14 protein-coding genes are annotated in these 16244 nt (G+C 67.4%); 6 read left to right on the forward strand and 8 right to left on the reverse strand.

Going from position 1 to position 16244, the window contains the following annotated elements; all coding sequences use genetic code 11:
• Positions 1 to 13: 13 nt before the first annotated feature.
• On the reverse strand, positions 14 to 823 hold the full coding sequence (locus CEX88_RS17310; protein WP_238382098.1) for a DUF1206 domain-containing protein: 810 nt from the start codon (positions 821 to 823) through the stop codon (positions 14 to 16).
• A 123-nt stretch (positions 824 to 946) separates the two neighbouring features.
• Here CEX88_RS17310 and CEX88_RS17315 point away from each other — a divergent pair, with 123 nt between their 5' ends.
• From CEX88_RS17315 to CEX88_RS17325, 3 genes are read left to right on the forward strand one after another with little or no spacing between them, the layout of a single operon-like run.
• Entirely contained in the window at positions 947 to 1372 is a 426-nt protein-coding gene (locus tag CEX88_RS17315; RefSeq protein ID WP_094294416.1) for a lipoprotein LpqH, read from the forward strand.
• Positions 1373 to 1424: 52 nt separating this feature from the next.
• On the forward strand, positions 1425 to 3746 hold the full coding sequence (locus CEX88_RS17320) for an alpha/beta hydrolase-fold protein (protein ID WP_094294417.1): 2322 nt from the start codon (positions 1425 to 1427) through the stop codon (positions 3744 to 3746).
• 10 nt (positions 3747 to 3756) lie between these two features.
• A complete protein-coding gene (locus CEX88_RS17325; RefSeq protein ID WP_238382099.1) occupies positions 3757 to 5295 on the forward strand; it encodes an MFS transporter in 1539 nt (512 codons plus the stop codon).
• On the opposite strand, the gene CEX88_RS17330 is transcribed toward CEX88_RS17325, so the two are convergent.
• The 4 genes from CEX88_RS17330 to CEX88_RS17345 all read right to left on the reverse strand — a co-directional run bounded on the left by CEX88_RS17330 (position 5278) and on the right by CEX88_RS17345 (position 9504).
• Positions 5278 to 6663 carry a WS/DGAT/MGAT family O-acyltransferase gene (locus CEX88_RS17330; protein WP_094294418.1) on the reverse strand — a complete coding sequence of 462 codons (1386 nt, stop codon included), beginning with the start codon at positions 6661 to 6663 and terminating at the stop codon, positions 5278 to 5280. The two genes, CEX88_RS17325 and CEX88_RS17330, sit on opposite strands and share 18 nt — an antisense overlap.
• Positions 6664 to 6721: 58 nt before the next feature.
• Positions 6722 to 7183 (reverse strand): cyclic nucleotide-binding domain-containing protein, encoded by a 462-nt coding sequence (locus tag CEX88_RS17335; protein ID WP_094294419.1) that lies wholly within the window; start codon positions 7181 to 7183, stop codon positions 6722 to 6724.
• Positions 7184 to 7288: 105 nt separating this feature from the next.
• Positions 7289 to 8815, reverse strand: coding sequence for a serine/threonine-protein kinase (locus CEX88_RS17340; protein ID WP_094294420.1), 1527 nt, complete (start codon positions 8813 to 8815; stop codon positions 7289 to 7291).
• 149 nt (positions 8816 to 8964) lie between these two features.
• On the reverse strand, positions 8965 to 9504 hold the full coding sequence (locus CEX88_RS17345) for a YceI family protein (protein WP_094294421.1): 540 nt from the start codon (positions 9502 to 9504) through the stop codon (positions 8965 to 8967).
• A gap of 58 nt (positions 9505 to 9562) precedes the next feature.
• Here CEX88_RS17345 and CEX88_RS17350 point away from each other — a divergent pair, with 58 nt between their 5' ends.
• Genes CEX88_RS17350 through CEX88_RS17360 form a run of 3 tightly spaced genes read left to right on the forward strand, consistent with a single transcriptional unit; the run spans position 9563 to position 13139 of the window.
• Complete coding sequence (locus tag CEX88_RS17350) at positions 9563 to 10078, forward strand: 2Fe-2S iron-sulfur cluster-binding protein (protein WP_094294478.1); 516 nt, start codon at positions 9563 to 9565, stop codon at positions 10076 to 10078.
• Positions 10075 to 11061, forward strand: a complete 987-nt coding sequence (locus CEX88_RS17355; protein WP_094294422.1) for an FAD binding domain-containing protein — start codon at positions 10075 to 10077, stop codon at positions 11059 to 11061. The genes CEX88_RS17350 and CEX88_RS17355 overlap by 4 nt, the downstream gene beginning before the upstream one ends.
• The gene (locus CEX88_RS17360; RefSeq protein ID WP_094294423.1) at positions 11058 to 13139 is read left to right on the forward strand and encodes a xanthine dehydrogenase family protein molybdopterin-binding subunit; all 2082 of its coding nucleotides are present in this window, start codon (positions 11058 to 11060) and stop codon (positions 13137 to 13139) included. Before CEX88_RS17355 ends, CEX88_RS17360 begins: the two co-directional genes overlap by 4 nt.
• Here the strand turns inward: CEX88_RS17360 and CEX88_RS17365 are convergent.
• From CEX88_RS17365 to CEX88_RS17375, 3 genes are read right to left on the reverse strand one after another with little or no spacing between them, the layout of a single operon-like run.
• The gene (locus CEX88_RS17365) at positions 13136 to 14095 is read right to left on the reverse strand and encodes a quinone oxidoreductase family protein (RefSeq protein ID WP_126315896.1); all 960 of its coding nucleotides are present in this window, start codon (positions 14093 to 14095) and stop codon (positions 13136 to 13138) included. The genes CEX88_RS17360 and CEX88_RS17365 overlap by 4 nt on opposite strands.
• Positions 14096 to 14103: 8 nt before the next feature.
• Complete coding sequence (locus CEX88_RS17370) at positions 14104 to 15618, reverse strand: FAD-dependent monooxygenase (protein ID WP_094294425.1); 1515 nt, start codon at positions 15616 to 15618, stop codon at positions 14104 to 14106.
• A complete protein-coding gene (locus tag CEX88_RS17375) occupies positions 15615 to 16223 on the reverse strand; it encodes a TetR/AcrR family transcriptional regulator (RefSeq protein ID WP_094294426.1) in 609 nt (202 codons plus the stop codon). Before CEX88_RS17375 ends, CEX88_RS17370 begins: the two co-directional genes overlap by 4 nt.
• Positions 16224 to 16244: the final 21 nt, after the last annotated feature.

Consider the following 16244-nt stretch of genomic DNA (forward strand, 5'->3'; position numbering starts at 1 on the left):
GCAAATGGAAACCTCACATGCGCGAGTAGCGGGCCAGCGCGAAGCTGTAGAGCCCGTAGGCCGCGAAACCGGTTGCCGCAGCGATCAAGATCGCCTCACCGTAGTGTGCGCGTCCGAGTGCCTTGACCGCACCGTCGAGGCCAGTCGATTTGGCCGGATCGCTCACGTAGGTCGCCACCACGACCGACAGGCCGGCCGCGAACAGCACCAGACCCTCGGCGACATGGCCGCAGATGCCCAGCACCGTGACCAGCCGACCACCCGGGACGGTGAGGTCTTTGAGGAACTTGCGCGTCGCGCCCTTGTGGACGAAGTAGGCGCCGATCACGGCGATCGCGAGCCCCGCGAGCACCAGAACCGCCTTGCCGCCGTCGGACTGCATCAACCTCGCGCTCAACCCGGCGGTCTGCTCACTGCCCTTCGTCCTTGCGCCCAATGCGAACTGGACCGCGGTGAAGGCAACCGCGCAGTACACCAGCGCCAGACCAAAGGCCCTGAGCCGGTTCATCAGTGGCGAATCGCGTTTGTGCGCCTCGGTACTTTCACCGGGATGCAGCCCCAACACCGTTTCGGCGAACCGCCACATCGCCAGCGCGATCAGCCCGGCGGCGACGATCCACAGCGAGAAGGTTCCGCCGCCCTCGGTGGCCAGCGTCCTCAGGGCACCGGACTGGTCGGCTTCACCGCCGAGACCCAGCGCGATCCGCAGAATCGTGTAGGCCACCAGCAGGTGCAGTGTTCCGCTGACCGGATATCCCGCACGGGCGCAGAACTGGACCACGCGGCTTCCGGTGGCATCGTTGACCGCGCCCTTGAAGCTCACGTTGTCACCGGACCACCTGACATCCGGCTCTATTACCCCAGCCATTTTCCGGCGAAACGGCCGATGACCGCCCCCGGCGATGCCCCGCCGGGGTAACCTCCCCACGCCAGAGGGAGGTGTCTCATGCGGTTGCGGTCCAGTGGTGTACCGGTGTTGGCGGCCGTAGCCGTCGTGTCGGGTTGTGGTCTGGTCGGGGAGACGCCGTCTGAAGAGCCCGCCCGGTCCGGCCGGATCGTCATCGACGGCAACGGCGTGGACACCCAGACCGTCGAGTGCACCCAGCACCAGTGGTCGATGCAGATCGACGCGAAGGCGAAGACCGGCAGCGCGCAGGTGTACCTGGAGCTCGGTGGCGAACAGCCGGTCGTGCGGACCGTCAACATCGAGAACGTCAACGAGATCAACGGCTCCGCAGGCGGTGACGCCGGTAAAGCCGAGGCCACCACGCAGGGCAACGTCTACACCATCACCGGTACCGTCGTCGGCGCCGACGGGCGCAATCCCGGCCAATCCCGCACGATGCCGTTCGAGATCAAAGCGCCCTGCTGAGTCGTCGGCAGTAAATCCCCGCGGAACGACGGACTGCTCCTACGTTGGGGTCATGTCCCTCATCGACCTGGCGCTGCTGCCACTGCGGATCGGACGCCGTGCGGCAGACACTGTGCTCAAAGCCGTCACCCCCCAATCGCGTGGCCCGCAATCGGAACTCGTCGTCATCGGCGGCATGCCCGAAGGCGTGCCCGCCGCGGCATTGCTCCCCGAACCCGAGCTGCCTGCGCCACAGAGCTGGCCGTTCGGCGAAGACTTCCCCCGCACGTGCGGAACGGGCCGCTACGCCGACGGCGCGTTCTTCTGGACCGATTTTCTCTACGACGACCACGGCGCCACCGGCTTGCTCGTCGGCATCCCGACCGGCGGCCTGGTGCCCCCGCGTGGCACCTACGTCTACCCCGACGGGCCCGCCGCCCGCAACGGCGCCGACATCTTCCGCGTCGCGATCGGCCTCACCGACACCCACACGTGGTGGCGCGTCGACTGGAACACCCTGATCGACGCGTCAATCCCGATCGCGCTGTTCACTTTTGACACCGGAGCCGCTCCGGCGGCGACATCAGACACCGACCGCACCGCGGCGCCCATGAACGAGTGGCCCGCCGGGGCCGGTGTCACCTCAGCCGGTATCGACACCGCCCTGCTCATCTCCGCCACAGGCGCGCGGCTGATCGACCTCACCACGCAATCCTCGACACCGGTCGAGCACGAGGTCGACATGCAGGCCCGGTCCTTCCTCGCCAAAGTCCCGCGCACGCTCGCCAAACCGGAAGGCACCTGGACGGTCCGACTGGCCGCCGGGTTGGCCAACGATGCGGGCGACGGTTTCGCCGACGTACCCGTCGGCCGCGGCGCGCGGCCTGGCCAGCCGAACGTCTACAACGTCGCCTTCCGCACCCACCAGCAGGAGAAGGCGCACCTGAACTTCTGGTCGGACCAGACCCAAGCCGCAGCGTTGAGCGACGGCGACGTGACCGGGTTCTCGGTTCCGCTCGCCTGGGACCAGCTCGCCGAGCGCGCCACCACCGAGGAGCCGATCGTGCGCGGCACCTCCACCCGCTGGTACGTCTCCTCGATCGAGCTGGGCCAGGGCGTCACCAAGACGAACATTTTGAGCACCGACCCGCAGTTCCTCGGCCGCGTGCAGCCCTACTCGGTGTGCCTGCCCTCGACGTACACGCCCGGCCGACAGCTGCCGTTGACGCTGCTGCTGCACTCACTTGCGTTGGGGCAGAACCAGTTCGCCGCGATCGACCCGCGGCTGCTGCACCAGGTCTGCGAGGACCGCGAATCGGTGGTGGTGACGCCGTTGGCCCGCGGTCCGTCGTGCTGGTACTTCGACGAAGGCGAACTCGACGTGTGGGAGGTGTGGGCGCGGGTGGCCGAACAGCTCGGCACCGATCCCCACCGCACCGTCGTCTCCGGTTACTCCATGGGCGGCTACGCGGCCTACAAACTGGGGCTGACATACCCGGAGGTGTTCGCGCAGGCCGTCGTGCTGGCCGGGCCGCCCGTCTGCGGGGTGCGGCTGCTGCCCGACGTCGACGTCCCCGGCGACCTCGACTTCGACTCGCACTGCGCCCGCGAAGGCGATACCTGGGAACTGCTGCCCAACGGGCGGTGGCTGCCGTTCGTCATCGCCCACGGCGTGCTGGACCAGTTCGTGCCGATCACGTCGGTGCTGTCCCAGGTTCTCGAACTCGACCGGCTGGGCTACCGCTACCGGTTCACCGTCTACCCGTTCGAAGACCACGTGACGTGGGTGCTCGACGACGAGTTCGACGATCCGATCGCCCACATGGGCACCGGGCTCCGCCAGCCCGACCCCGGGCACATCACCTACTCGTGGTATCCGGAGCTGGTGCGGCCCGATCTCGGCCTTGGGCCCCAGCACGTTTGGTGGTTGTCGAACCTGTCGGCCGATGCCGACCTGGCCGGCAAGCGGGGCGCCGTCGCGACCGTGGACGCGCGGTCGTATGCGCGCCCTGACCCGACGCGCACGATCCGCCGTCGGCGCGGCGTCGAACCCGACCTCGACCTGTCCCCCGGCCTGTACACCGAACTGCTCTGGCGCACAGGTCCGGGCGTCGAGCCCATGCCGTTCCTGACGCTGAAGCTGACCGGCGTCGCGGGCATCACCGTCGACGTCGCCCGGGCCGGGCTCGCGTCGCTGGACACGTCGAGCATCGATATCTCCACCGACACCGAGACGCGTGTCGAACTCGCCGCTCTGCCGCCCGACGTGGCGGTTCTGCTCGACGGCGAGCCAGTCGGTACGGACGTTCGGGTGCCCGTCGGGCGGCACACCATCGCCCTGACCGCGGCGACCGTGCCCTCGAAAGAGGTGATGGCAGCGTTGCTGCGCCGGTAACATCCCGCGCGTGCCGGACGGTACTCGCGTCGACGCCGAGCAGCGTCAGGTGTCGGGGCTCGCCGCTGTGATGACGGTGCTCGCGATGGGCCTCGGGTATGCGATCGCGATCGGCGACCCGACCACCTTCTCGGCCAATCTGCAATTGGTCTCGGCCGGTGTGGGCATCACCGGGTCCACCGCGACGTTTGTCGCCAGCCTGGCCACCCTGACCCTGGCCGCCGCCGTGCTGAGCGCCGGTGCGCTGGGCGACCTGTACGGCATGCGGCGGATGTACCTGTTCGGGCTGGCCGGGGCGATCGTGTTCAGCGTGCTCGCCGCCGCCGCACCCGCACCGGCGGTGCTGATCGTCGCGCGTGCAGGTGCCGGTGTGACGCTGGCGTTTCTGATCGGCCTGTCGCTGGCGATCACGAACGCGGTGTTTCCGCCGGGCCGGCGGGCCGCGGCGATCGCCGCGTACTTCGGTGTCGGCTACGCGGTAGCGACCCCGATGCCGGCGATCAGCGGCATGCTCGGCCACGCGATCGGTTGGCGGGCCTGCTTTTTCGTGGCACCGGTCATCGGGCTCCTCGGCTTGCTCGTCACGTGGCGGTTCGTGCCCGAGACGGTGCGCGCGAACCGTCGGCTCGACGTGCTCGGAATGGCGTTGTTCGCGGTCGCGCTGCTAGGACTGATCTTCGGCGTCTCACGTATCGAGACCGGGATCAACGCGGTCGGACTGGTCGCGATCGGCGTCGGCCTGGTCACCGGCTGCGCATTCGTCATGCAGGAGTTGCGGGTTGAGGATCCGGCGCTCGACATGCGGGTGTTCCGGTCGGGCCGGTTCAACGCCGCCGTGACCGCGGGCGTGCTGTTCAACATCGTGCTCGGCGGGTCGATGGTGTTGCTCTCGTTCTATCTGGTGACGGTCCGCAAGGAGTCGCACGAGCTGTTCGGCCTGCTGTTGATTCCGGCCACCGCGCTGGCCGCCGTCGCCGCCACCTCGGCCGGGCCCGCCGCGAACCGGTTCAGCCCGCGCACCGTAATGATCACCGGGCTCCTGGTCATGCTCGGCGGGCTGTTGTCGATGAGGCTCTTCGACCTCGACACGACGCGCACGACGGTGTTCGTCACCACCGCGCTGATCGTGGTGGGCGGCGCGCTCGTCACGACACCGCAGGCCACGATCATGATGAGCAGTGCGCCAACCGATCTCGGCGGCGCGGTCTCCGCCGTCAAGAGCGCGGTCAACGAAGGCGGATACTCGCTCGGCCCTGCGCTTTTCGCGCTCGTCGGCATCAACCTGTTCCTCACCGACAGCGCGCACGACCTGTCCCGCTCCGGCATCACACGCGCCGAGACCCGCGAGGCGCTGCTGACCGTGCACGGCGGTCACGGGGCGCAGATGGTCAACCCCGAGCAGGCGCGGCTGGTGGTGGAGCAGGCGCCGCATAACGCCGTCGACGCCATCCACACGCTGAGCGTGATCATGGCCATCGGCCCGATCGCGGCGATCATCCTGGCACTCTGGTTGATCAAGCCGGCGAACCGCTCAGCAGGCGGCCAGTAGTTCGTCCAGCGCGGTTTCGAACCGGTCGGCGAGGTCCCACAGATCGTTGACCAGCTTGCGGCACGCGATGATCCCGACGTTCAGCTTGCCCGTCAACGACATCACGGTGATGTTGAGCCCGGAGCCGTGGAAGATCGGGCCGAGCGGGTAGAGCGCTTTCATCTCGGCGCCCATCGCGTACAGCTTGTCTTGCGGCCCAGCCACATTCGAGATGATCACGTTGTGGATCGGCGTGTGCTTCAGCGGCGTGTGGGACAGCACCTCCATCGCCATGCCGAACAGTGCGGGCGGCAGTGCCTGCGTCACGTCGGCCAGCAGGGTGGGAGCGATGTCGGCGCTGTGAGCCTTTGCGCGCGAACTGGATTCGGCGATGGTGCGCAGCCGTTCGCCGGGATCGTCGATATGGGTCTGCAGGTTGTTGAAGAAGCCCGAGAGCTTGTTGCGGCCGGGCCGGTCCGACTTGTCGTGCACCGACGCCGGGACCACCGCGATCAGCGGATCGTCCGGCAGCTCGCCTCGCTTGAGCAGGTACTCGCGCAGCGCTCCGGCACACAGCGCCATCACCACGTCGTTGAGTTTGACGTCGAAGGCGTTCTTGACCCGCTTGACGTCGTCGAGGTCGAGCTGAGCCAACGCGATGGTGCGGTCGGAGGTGATCTCGGCGTTGAACACCGTCGCCGGAGCCGAGAACGGGGCGGCCATGGCGGTGCCGGAGCGGGCGCGGGTGATCGTGCTGAAGACGGTCGACAACGTGGCGGGCACCGCTCTGGTCAGTTGCCACGGACGGGTGAACGCGCGCACCAGGCCGCCGGCGGTGATCTCGAACGGCCTGGCGCCGCCGACGCCCTCGACGGGCTCTGGTGGGGGGCCGTCGGGTTCGACGTCGCACAGCTTGCTGATCAGGTTGGCCGCCGACACCCCGTCCACGGCGGCGTGATGCACCTTGATCATCAACGCGACGTCGCCGGCGTCGAACGGGTCGGTTTCGTGGATGCCCTCGATCACCCACATCTCCCACAACGGCTTGCTGCGGTCCAGGGGTGCCGCGGCGATCCGTGAACAGACATTGACCAGTTCGTTGCGCCCGCCGGGCGCGGGCAGCGCGATGCGGTGCAGGTGGTACTCGAGGTCCAACTCGTCGTCGTCCACCCACACCGGATGATCGAGGTTCAGCTGACTGTTGGCGAGTTTTGCCCGCAGCTCCGGCAAAGCCTCCAAGCGCGTGGCCAGATGCTCGCGGACTCGGTCGAAGTCGTAGCCACCGGGGATCGTCGACGTATCAAGGCAGGCGATTGAACACACATTCAGTGGGACACTGGATGATTCGCTGTAGAGCATCGTCGCGTCGAATGCACTCAGCCGTTCCATTCACAAGGCGTACCCGAGTTGACAGGTGCGTCAAACCATGAACGAAGTTACTGCCGATTCAGCCCTGCTTGGTGGCCTGCGGGGCGTGGCGGGCAACGGTCGCGTCCATCGCCTCGCGCAGCGCAGGCATCTCATCGACCAACCGGGCGAGGTCGTCGCGGTTGATGTGGAGCACGTCTGCTCGCCCCGTCGTCGTCACGGTCGCGTTGCGCAGTGCACCGCGGCGCAGCACCGATTCGCCGATCACCTCGCCGGGGCCGACGACGGCGATGCGGTCGTGGCCGACGTAGACGCCGACCTCACCGCTGAGCAGGATGTAGCAGGCGTCCGACGGGGTCTGCTCCTGGATCAGCGGCCACGGCCCTGACGTCGACGTGCGGTGCGCCGCTTCGACCAGGCGTCTGAGGTCGCTGTCGGAGAACTTGGAGAAGGTCTCGAACTCGCGGAGGCGACGGGCGTCCTGTTCGATCTCCTGTTTACGAGCCTGTTCGCTTTCGCGGGCGTACTTGCGGTTGTCCATGAGGTCCCCGATCTGCGGTGTCTCCTGGCCGAACGGTAGTCCTCCTGCTGCGATTTGTGCACAGAAACGAGCGCTGAGCGCTCCTAGATGTGCACAAATCGCCGGTCAGCGGGCCGCCGAGCCGTACTCCAGCGCCGGTTCGGCCGAGTCGACCTTGCCGTTGCTCGAAATCGTCAGCAGGCCGGGTTGCACGTCGTAGCGTGCGCCGTCGGCCGGATTGGTGGCGACGAACCCGCCGCCCATCGGCTGCGCATTGAGCTGCACGTTTGCCCCGTCGCGCAGCCGCTCCCCGCGGTACTGATAGGTGCCCGCACCCGACTCGCAGATCACCGCCAGCGACTGTGCCGTCCGGATCGCCGCGACCGGCGTGCTCCCCGCGTCGCAGCGCGTGGTGTGCCCGATGAAGCCCTGCGAGTCCGTACCCGACACCCCGGCGATCGGAGGTCCGGTGGTCGTCGGCGTCGTCGTGGTGGTCGTCGACGGTGCGGTGGTCGTGGGCGGGGTCGTCGTCTCGGTCGTCGTCGACGGCGGCACGGCCAGCGGCGTCTGCGGCGCGGACCCGCCGTTGTCGCCGAACGCCAGCACCATGGCCAGCACCACCGCGGCGGTGAACAGCACGACCGTCGTCACCACCAGCCCGACCTGCGCCGGACCGAACCGCTTGCGGTTCGTCGGCGGCGGCGGCTGCGGCGCGTACATCGGTTGATAGCGGGTGCTCGCCGGATTCGGGTCGACGGCCGAGAATTGGCGCGTCGACGGGGCCGGCGGTGGCGCTACCGGCATCACGACCGGTGGCTGCTCGGCCGCAGCGGCGGCCGCCTTGGCCAACTCACCGGCCGTCGTGTAGCGATCGGTGGGCTTCTTCGCCATGCCGCACTCGATGACCTCGTCGAACGCCCGGCTGATGCCGCGCCGCATGATGCTCGGGCGCGGCGGCGGCGAGAACAGGTGCGCGCCCATGATCTCGCGCAGGTCGCCGGAGTCGTACGGCGCGCGGCCGGTCAGGCATTCGTAGAGCAGGCAGGTCAGCGAGTAGATGTCGGAGGCCGGGCCGCCGCGTTCGCCGCTGATGCGTTCCGGCGCCATGTACGCGCACGACCCGATGACCAGGCCGGTCTTGGTGACGTTGGCTTCGCCGCCGCCGTGCGCGATGCCGAAGTCGACGATGTAGGCGAAATCGTCGTGGGTCAGCAGCACGTTCTCTGGCTTGATGTCGCGGTGTACCAGCCCATTCGAATGCGCGGCGTCCAGCGCGGCCGCGACCTGGGTGATGATCGACACCGCCCGCGTCGCGGGCAACGGGCCGGCGGTCCGAATCAACTCCTTGAGGCTGGCTCCTTCGACGAGGCGCATGTCGATGTAGAGCACACCGTCGATGTCGCCGAAGTCGTGAACGGGGATGACGTGCGGTTCCTGCAGGCGCGCGGCGACGCGCGACTCACGCCGGAAGCGTTCCTGGAAGTTGGGATCGGCCGCCATATCCGGACGGAGCAGCTTGATGGCCACGGTCCGTTCCTTCGCGGTGTCCCACGCCCGGTACACCTCGCCCATGCCGCCGACGCCGATCAGAGACTTCAGCTCATACGGCCCGAATCGCGTGCCCAGACGGGAACCGCCCTTCGGGGAGCTCACATGCCATCCTTTCTCTTTCCGACACCAGCGCAGCAACCAGTGGTGTTCCCGCAACGCCGTCTTACGTAACCCGCTCCCCGCAGCGGGTGGCCCGGCGACTCCGATATCGCAGCAGCACAGGCGATTTCCTCAGTGCGCCAGGCTACCGATTATTTCGTCGCGGTGAATGCGACGGTCACGGCGTCGGCGACCTTCATCGAGCCCATCAGCATCGAGTACGGCTTGAGGCCGAAGTCAGAGTGCCGCACGGTGGTTTCGCATGACATACGCCACATATCGTCGGCTTCCTGCACGGCCACGTCGACGACCTGGTCGCGCGTCTTGCCGTTGATCTGCAGCGTTCCGGTGAGACGAAATCGGTCGCCGGTCTTCTCGATGTCGCTGGTTTCGAACTCGATACGCGGAAAGCGCTTCGCATTCAGCACTTTCAGCGCGTTGGACCGCGCGAGTGACTTCTCCGGTCCGGTCAGCGGCGTCACACCACCCTCCCCGCTGAGCACCTCGAGCGAGTCGACCTCGACCTTGAGCGTCACCCTGGATGGTTCGCCGTCGGACCATCCGACCGTGGCATGCCAGGTGTTCACGGCGATGGTCAGGCGGTGACCCATCTTTGCCGCCCGGCCCTCGACGCCGGTGCGGATCCTCAGCTCGCCGTCCGACTGGTCCAGGTTCCAGGTTTGCGCGGTCATAGTGTCCATTGTCGCGGTGGCGCCGTTTCGCCAGCGCGGGCACGGGTACCTGCCGACAATGGAGTCAGCCCACTTCACCGATATCACCGTGTCCGTCGATCGCACCGAGCACTCCGTGCACGTCGACAACCGCGTCACCCTGCTCGACCTGCTCCGCGAACACCTCGGCGTCACCGCGCCCAAGAAGGGTTGCGACCACGGCCAGTGCGGGTCGTGCACGGTCCTGCTTGACGGCCGCCGTGCCACCACCTGCCTCGCCTTCGCCGTCGCTCACGACGGCGCCGAGATCGTCACCGCCTCAGGCCTCGGTGACGGCGACGCTCTGCATCCCGTCGCCCAGGCGTTCCTCGACCACGACGGCTTCCAGTGCGGCTACTGCACCCCAGGGCAGATCTGCTCAGCCGTCGGCATGCTCGACGAGGTCAAGTCCGGCGCGCCCAGCCACGTCACCGACGATCTCGAAAAGCCACCCGAACTCTCCGATGATGAGATCCGCGAACGCATGAGCGGCAACCTCTGCCGGTGCGCCGCCTATCCGAACATCGTCGCCGCCATCAGCGAGGCCGCCCGATGATCCCGTTCGACTACCACCGCGCCACCAGCGTCGCCGACGCGGTCACCGCGGTCGCCGAGCGTCCCGACGCCGTGTTCCTCGCCGGCGGCACCAACCTCGTCGACCACATGAAACTCGGCATCCTCGAACCGTCCCTCGTCGTCGACGTCGGCCACCTGCCGCTCACCGATATCGAGCAGCTGCCCGACAGCGCCCTGCGCGTCGGCGCCGACGTCCGCAACAGCGACCTCGCCGCCCACCCCGTGGTCCGCAGCCGCTACCCCGTCCTCGCGCGGGCGTTGCTGTCGGCGGCCTCCGGCCAGTTGCGCAACCTCGCGACCACCGCGGGAAACCTGTTGCAGCGCACCCGGTGTGTGTACTTTCAGGACGTCACCACACCGTGCAACAAGCGCACGCCGGGCGAGGGATGCTCCGCCATCGGTGGCTACGTGCGCTATCACGCGATCCTCGGCGCCTCCGAACACTGTGTGGCCGTGCACCCTTCGGACATGGCCGTCGCGTTGGCCGCGCTCGACGCGCAGGTCGTGTTCGTGGACGCCGACGGCGAACACCGCCTACCGATGACGGAATTTCACCGCCTGCCCGGCGACCGCCCCGACCGCGACACCGAGTTGCCGCCCGGCGCGCTGATCACCGCGGTCGAGATCCCTGCGCCGCCAAACGGAGCCCGGTCGACGTACCGCAAAGTGCGCGACCGCGCCTCCTACGCGTTCGCGTTGACGTCGGTGGCCGCAGAACTCGTCGTCGACGACGGCAGGATCACGAGCGCCCGCATCGCACTCGGCGGCGTCGCCCACAAACCGTGGCGTGCGCGCCGCGCCGAAGAGGTCCTCACAGGTGCGCCAGCCACCGAAGACACGTTCCGACGGGCCGCAGACGCCGAACTCGAAGACGCGCAACCGTTGCCGGGCAACGAGTTCAAGGTCGAACTCACCCGCCGCACCATCATCGCCACCCTGACGGAACTGAGCGAGCAACGATGACCACCCTCGAACCCCGCGCCATCGGTAAGCGTGTCACCCGTCTCGACGGGCCCGCCAAGGTCACCGGGACCGCGGAGTATGCCTACGAGTACGCGGTCGAGAACGCCGCCTACCTCCATCCGGTCCAAGCCACCATCGCCAACGGCCGCATCACGACCATGGACACCTCAGCCGCCGAAGCGGTCGACGGAGTTCTGGCCGTGCTCACCGTGTTCGACAAGTCTCAGTCGGCTGACACCTCCAACGGTGACCTCACGATCCTTCAGGGCCCGCAGGTGAACTACCGTGGTCAGTTGATCGGTGCCGTGCTGGCCGAGAGCGCCGAGACCGCCCGTCATGCAGCGGGTCTGGTGCAGGTGGAGTACGACTCTTCTCGGTACGACGTCGAACTCCGCGCCGACGATCCGAAGCTGTATGCGCCCGAGCAGGTCAACGCGGGCTATCCGACCGACACTGCCGAGGGCGACGCCGAAGCCGCGCTGCGCGACGCGCCGGTCGTCGTCGACCAGACCTACTCGACACCACACGAGCACAACAATCCGATGGAACCGCACGCGTGTATCGCGCTGTGGGACAACGACACGCTGACTCTGTGGGATTCGACGCAGGGCGTCCACGCGGTGCGCAAGGAGATGGCGGCGACGTTCGGCCTCGACCCCGAACAGGTGCGCGTCATCGCGAAGTACGTGGGCGGCGGGTTCGGTTCCAAGGGTGCGCCGCACTCACACAATGTGCTGGCGGTGATGGCGGCGCAACGGGTTCCGGGACGGCCGGTGAAGTTCGCGGTCACCCGGCAGCAGATGTTCGACTTCGTCGGATATCGCCCGCCGACCATTCATCACCTGCGTCTCGGCGCCGACCGTGACGGGATGCTCACGTCGGTGAGCCACGACGTGATCACCCAGACCGCTACGGTCAAGGAGTTCGCCGAGCAGGCCGCGGTGCCCACCCGCATGATGTACGCGGGTACGAATCGCAAGACGTCACACCGGCTGGCGGCGCTCGACGTGCCCGTCCCGTTTTGGATGCGCGCGCCCGGCGAGTGTCCCGGCATGTTCGCTCTCGAGGTCGCGATGGACGAACTGGGCGTCGCGTGCGGCCTCGACCCGATCGAGCTGCGCATCCGCAACGAACCCGACGTCGATCCTGAGACCGGTAACCCATGGTCGGACCGTCGCCTGGTCGAGTGCCTGCAGACCGGCGCGGAGCGGTTCGGTTGGGCATCGCGTGACCCGGAGCCTGGAACCCGTTGCGAGGGTGAGTGGTTGGTCGGCATGGGTGTGGCGTCCGCGGTGTATCCCGCGATGATCCAGCCGGGCAACAGCGCTCGCGTCGAATGTGTCGTCCCGGGCCGCTACACGGTCGCGATCGGTGCCGTCGACATCGGCACCGGCACGTGGACGGCGTTGAGCCAGATCGCCGCCGATGCGCTGGGCTGCGAGCTCTCGGCGATCGACCTGCAGATCGGCGACACCGATCTGCCCGCCGCATCGGTGGAGGGCGGTTCATCGGGCATCAGCTCGTGGGGTCGCGCCATCGTCGCTGCGGCACAACAGTTCCGGCACGACCACGGCGACCATCCGGAGGTCGGCGTCACCACCACCGCGGAGGCGCCGGAGAACGAGGAGGCGCCGAACTTCGGAATGTATTCGTTCGGTGCGCATTTCGTAGAGGCGCGGGTCAGCCGGCATACGGGCGAGATCCGGGTGTCGCGGATGCTGGGCGTGTTCTCGATCGGCCGGGCGATCAACCCGGCGACACTGCGCTCGCAGTTGATCGGCGGCATGACGATGGGACTGTCGATGGCGCTGCATGAGGAGAGCGTGCGCGATCCCCGCTTCGGCCACATCGTCACCCGGGATCTGGCGACGTACCACATCAGCTCGCACGCCGACGTCCCCGCGATCGAGGCGATGTGGCTCGACGACGTCGACAAGCACGCCAACCCGATGGGCTCGCGCGGCGCGGGTGAGATCGGCATCGTCGGCTCTGCCGCGGCGGTGGTCAACGCCGTCTATCACGCCACGGGTATCCGGGTGCGGGATCTGCCCGTGATGTGCGACGCGCTGCTGGGCTAAGGCCGTAACACGAGGCTGCCGACGGTTTGTCGGTCGACGAGTGCGCGGTGCGCTTCGACGACGTCATCGAGGCGGTACTCGGTGACTTTCGGGCGGAGTCGGCCGTCGGCGGTGAATGCGAGGAGGTGTTCGAGGGCCTGGCTGAACGCGTCCGGGCGACTGCGCCAACCCATCAGGGAGTAACCGGTCACCGTGAGGTTCTGTGTCATCAAGGCCATCCCCGAGTACGTCGGCGGGGTTCCACTTGCGGCTCCGAACGTGACGATCCGGCCGAACGGCGCGATGCAGTTCAGGGTGTCTTGCGAGGTTTGACCGCCGACGGAGTCGAGCACGAGGTCGACCCCACGCCCGTCGGTCGACTCGAGCACGGTCTTGGCCCATCCGGCTTCGGAGTAGTCCACGGCGAAGTCGGCGCCGTACGACCGAATGTGGTTGAGTTTCTGCGGAGTTCCCGCCGTGCCGATGACGACGCCAGCGCCGAGCAGTCGGGCGAGTTGGATCGCGAGGGTTCCGACACCTCCCGCGGCGGCGTGCACCAGCACGGTATCGCCGAACATGATTCTCCCGGCGTCGCGCAATGTCTGGTAGGCGGTCGCTCCGTGGACCCAGAGGATGGCCGCATCATGACTGTCCACCGAATCAGGCAGCGGCACAACCGAACCAGTCTGCGCGGTGGCGAACTCGGCGTAGCCATGCTCAACCATCGCCGCCACCCGTGACCCGACGGCAGGTCCACCCGAGCCGGAGCTGCGAACCGTCCCCGCGACTTCCTGCCCCATTCCCGCGGGCAAGTCGAAGGTGCCGAACGCACCCCGGCGCTTCATCACGTCGCCGTAGGTGATGCCGGCTGCCTCCACCTCGATCAGCACCTCATTCGGTCCGGGCACCGGCACCGCGCTGTCGCCGACATGCAGCACTTCTGGTCCACCGAACTCGGCCATCCAGACGGCCTTCATCGTCACTCCTAAACAGGTTGGGCGAGAACGCGGTCGACGCTCTCGATCACCGACGACGGGTCGCGCTGATCACTGCGGTAAGCGATGTAACCGTCAGGCCGGATGAGCACGTAGCCACCGCCGGGCAGATCGTAGGTGGCAGCGACCGCGAGGTCGTCGACTCGTACTGCGCGTATCCGATCGGGTAATTCGGAAGCGGGCGGCGTGGCGTCACCGACAGTCAGCAGGGTGTGCCGCGTCGGGTCCAGCAGGTCGAAAAGCCGGGTGGTAGTGCCATCCTGCGGGGCGAGCGTCACGTCGGGTGCACGGTCGCCGATGGCGGCCCGGCCCTGCGGCGCGCTACCCGAGTCATCGTGATAGGACACATCGATCTGTGAGATCGCGCGCAACAGAGTGCGCTGGACCGGCCGACTTGCCAGGATGTGCGGAGCGATGGTGCGGCGCATCTTCGTGCTCACGGGGTTGCGCAGCAGGGTCATCCTTGTGATGCGCCGGGTTCCTTTGACGAGTCGTCTGGCGACCGGTGAGCGCTCTCTGGCGTAAGTGTCCAGCAGCGCTCGGTCCGCCTCACCTCGCACGACTGCGGCGAGTTTCCAGCCGAGGTTGAAGGCGTCTTGGATGCCGGTGTTCATGCCCTGTGCGCCGACCACCGAGTGGATATGGGCGGCGTCGCCGATGAGGAAAGCCCGCCCGGCCGAGTGTGATTCGACTCTGCGCTGGTTGATCCGGAATCTGCCGGCCTGCCTGACTTCGGCAATCTTGGCGCCTGGGGGCGCGCAGACATCGACGGCGCGTTGCAATTCGACCTGTGTCACGTCGCCGGTGGGCGCGGGTTGCTCGTATTGTGCGACCGCTATGCGATGCCAGCCGTGCAGCATCGGAAAGTAGGCCACGAATCTGCCCCGGTTGAGGAAGGCGAAGAACTCGTCGCCGGGAAGGTCCCAGTCCATTCGGAGATCGGCGACCGCGAAATTCTCCTCCAACGACGAGCCCAGGAACCGCAGCCCGAGTTGTCGGCGGACGCTGCTGTGCGCCCCGTCCGCGCCGACGATCCAGCTCGCCCGCACCGTTTCGCTGCTGCCGTCGGGCCGTCGCGCTTCGACACTCACGTGGTCGGCGTGCTGAGTGAGCGCCACCATCTCGACCTGATGCTCGACGTGGGTGCCGAGCGCGGCGAGGTTCGCGGTGAGGACCTCTTGCACTTCGTTCTGCGGGATCATCAGCAGGAATGGGTAGGGCGATGCCAGACCGGCGAAGTCGGCTCGCAGGATCTGACGGTTCTCGCTGAACACGTTGAAGACTCGCGCTTTGAGCCCGCGCGCGAGCAGCTGTTCGGTGATCCCCTGTCGATCGAAGAGTTCGAGGCTGCGAGCCTGCACGCCCAGTGCGCGCGTCTCGGTGTTCGGCCCGGCGGCGGCGTCGATGATGCGGGTGCGGATACCGCGGCGGACCAGTTCATTCGCCACCGTCAAACCGGTGGGTCCCGCGCCGACGATCAGCACATCGATGTGGCCCGCGTTCATGAATCCTCCTCTGCAGGAATCTTGGCGGCCAGGAGCCGCTCGAACACCTCGACGAGCTTGCGTCGGTGCGCGGCCTGATCCAGATCGGTCAGCGGGGCGTAGGCCTCATGCAGTCCCTGCAGGGCGCCGAGCAGGACGACGGCGGTGAAATGCGGATCACTAACGCTGAATTCGCCCTGCTGCACGCCTTCTTCGATCAGCGCTGTCACGGCGGGCAGCACGTCGGTGGCGACCTGCGCGGTCACGCGGTGGTGCATATCGGTAAACGCCCGCGAGTACAGATCAGCGATCAAACCCGAGGTGGCGGCATCAGTCAGTTCCCGGTAGCTGAAGTGAAAGTCCATCAGGCGCGCAGTCGGGGACCTCGAGTGGTCCGTCAGCGCCGCTATCCACGTGTCTGCGATCTGCTGCGAGGCCGCAAGCACGCAGGCTTCGAACACCTCGTCCTTGGATCGAAAGTGATGGTAGAAGCAGCCTTTCGCGACGCTGAGCTCGCCGATGATCGCAGCGACGGTGGTCTTTTCGTACCCGTTCTCCGTAAACAGCTTGAGCGCGGCGCTGACGATCTCACTCTTCCGAACTTCAGGTTGCTTTATCTCCCGCACCTGCCTTACGCTACAGACCGA

This window comes from Mycobacterium neumannii (assembly GCF_002245615.1).
Classification (GTDB): Bacteria; Actinomycetota; Actinomycetes; order Mycobacteriales; family Mycobacteriaceae; genus Mycobacterium; species Mycobacterium neumannii_A.

Excerpts from the sequence above, each read along its gene's own strand:
- CEX88_RS17315 (WP_094294416.1), top strand. The coding sequence starts at position 947 with ATGCGGTTGCGGTCCAGTGGTGTACCGGTGTTGGCGGCCGTAGCCGTC.
- CEX88_RS17320 (WP_094294417.1), top strand. The coding sequence starts at position 1,425 with ATGTCCCTCATCGACCTGGCGCTGCTGCCACTGCGGATCGGACGCCGT.
- CEX88_RS17330 (WP_094294418.1), bottom strand. The coding sequence starts at position 6,663 with ATGGAACGGCTGAGTGCATTCGACGCGACGATGCTCTACAGCGAATCA.
- CEX88_RS17335 (WP_094294419.1), bottom strand. The coding sequence starts at position 7,183 with ATGGACAACCGCAAGTACGCCCGCGAAAGCGAACAGGCTCGTAAACAG.
- CEX88_RS17345 (WP_094294421.1), bottom strand. The coding sequence starts at position 9,504 with ATGACCGCGCAAACCTGGAACCTGGACCAGTCGGACGGCGAGCTGAGG.
- CEX88_RS17350 (WP_094294478.1), top strand. The coding sequence starts at position 9,563 with ATGGAGTCAGCCCACTTCACCGATATCACCGTGTCCGTCGATCGCACC.
- CEX88_RS17355 (WP_094294422.1), top strand. The coding sequence starts at position 10,075 with ATGATCCCGTTCGACTACCACCGCGCCACCAGCGTCGCCGACGCGGTC.
- CEX88_RS17360 (WP_094294423.1), top strand. The coding sequence starts at position 11,058 with ATGACCACCCTCGAACCCCGCGCCATCGGTAAGCGTGTCACCCGTCTC.
- CEX88_RS17365 (WP_126315896.1), bottom strand. The coding sequence starts at position 14,095 with ATGAAGGCCGTCTGGATGGCCGAGTTCGGTGGACCAGAAGTGCTGCAT.
- CEX88_RS17370 (WP_094294425.1), bottom strand. The coding sequence starts at position 15,618 with ATGAACGCGGGCCACATCGATGTGCTGATCGTCGGCGCGGGACCCACC.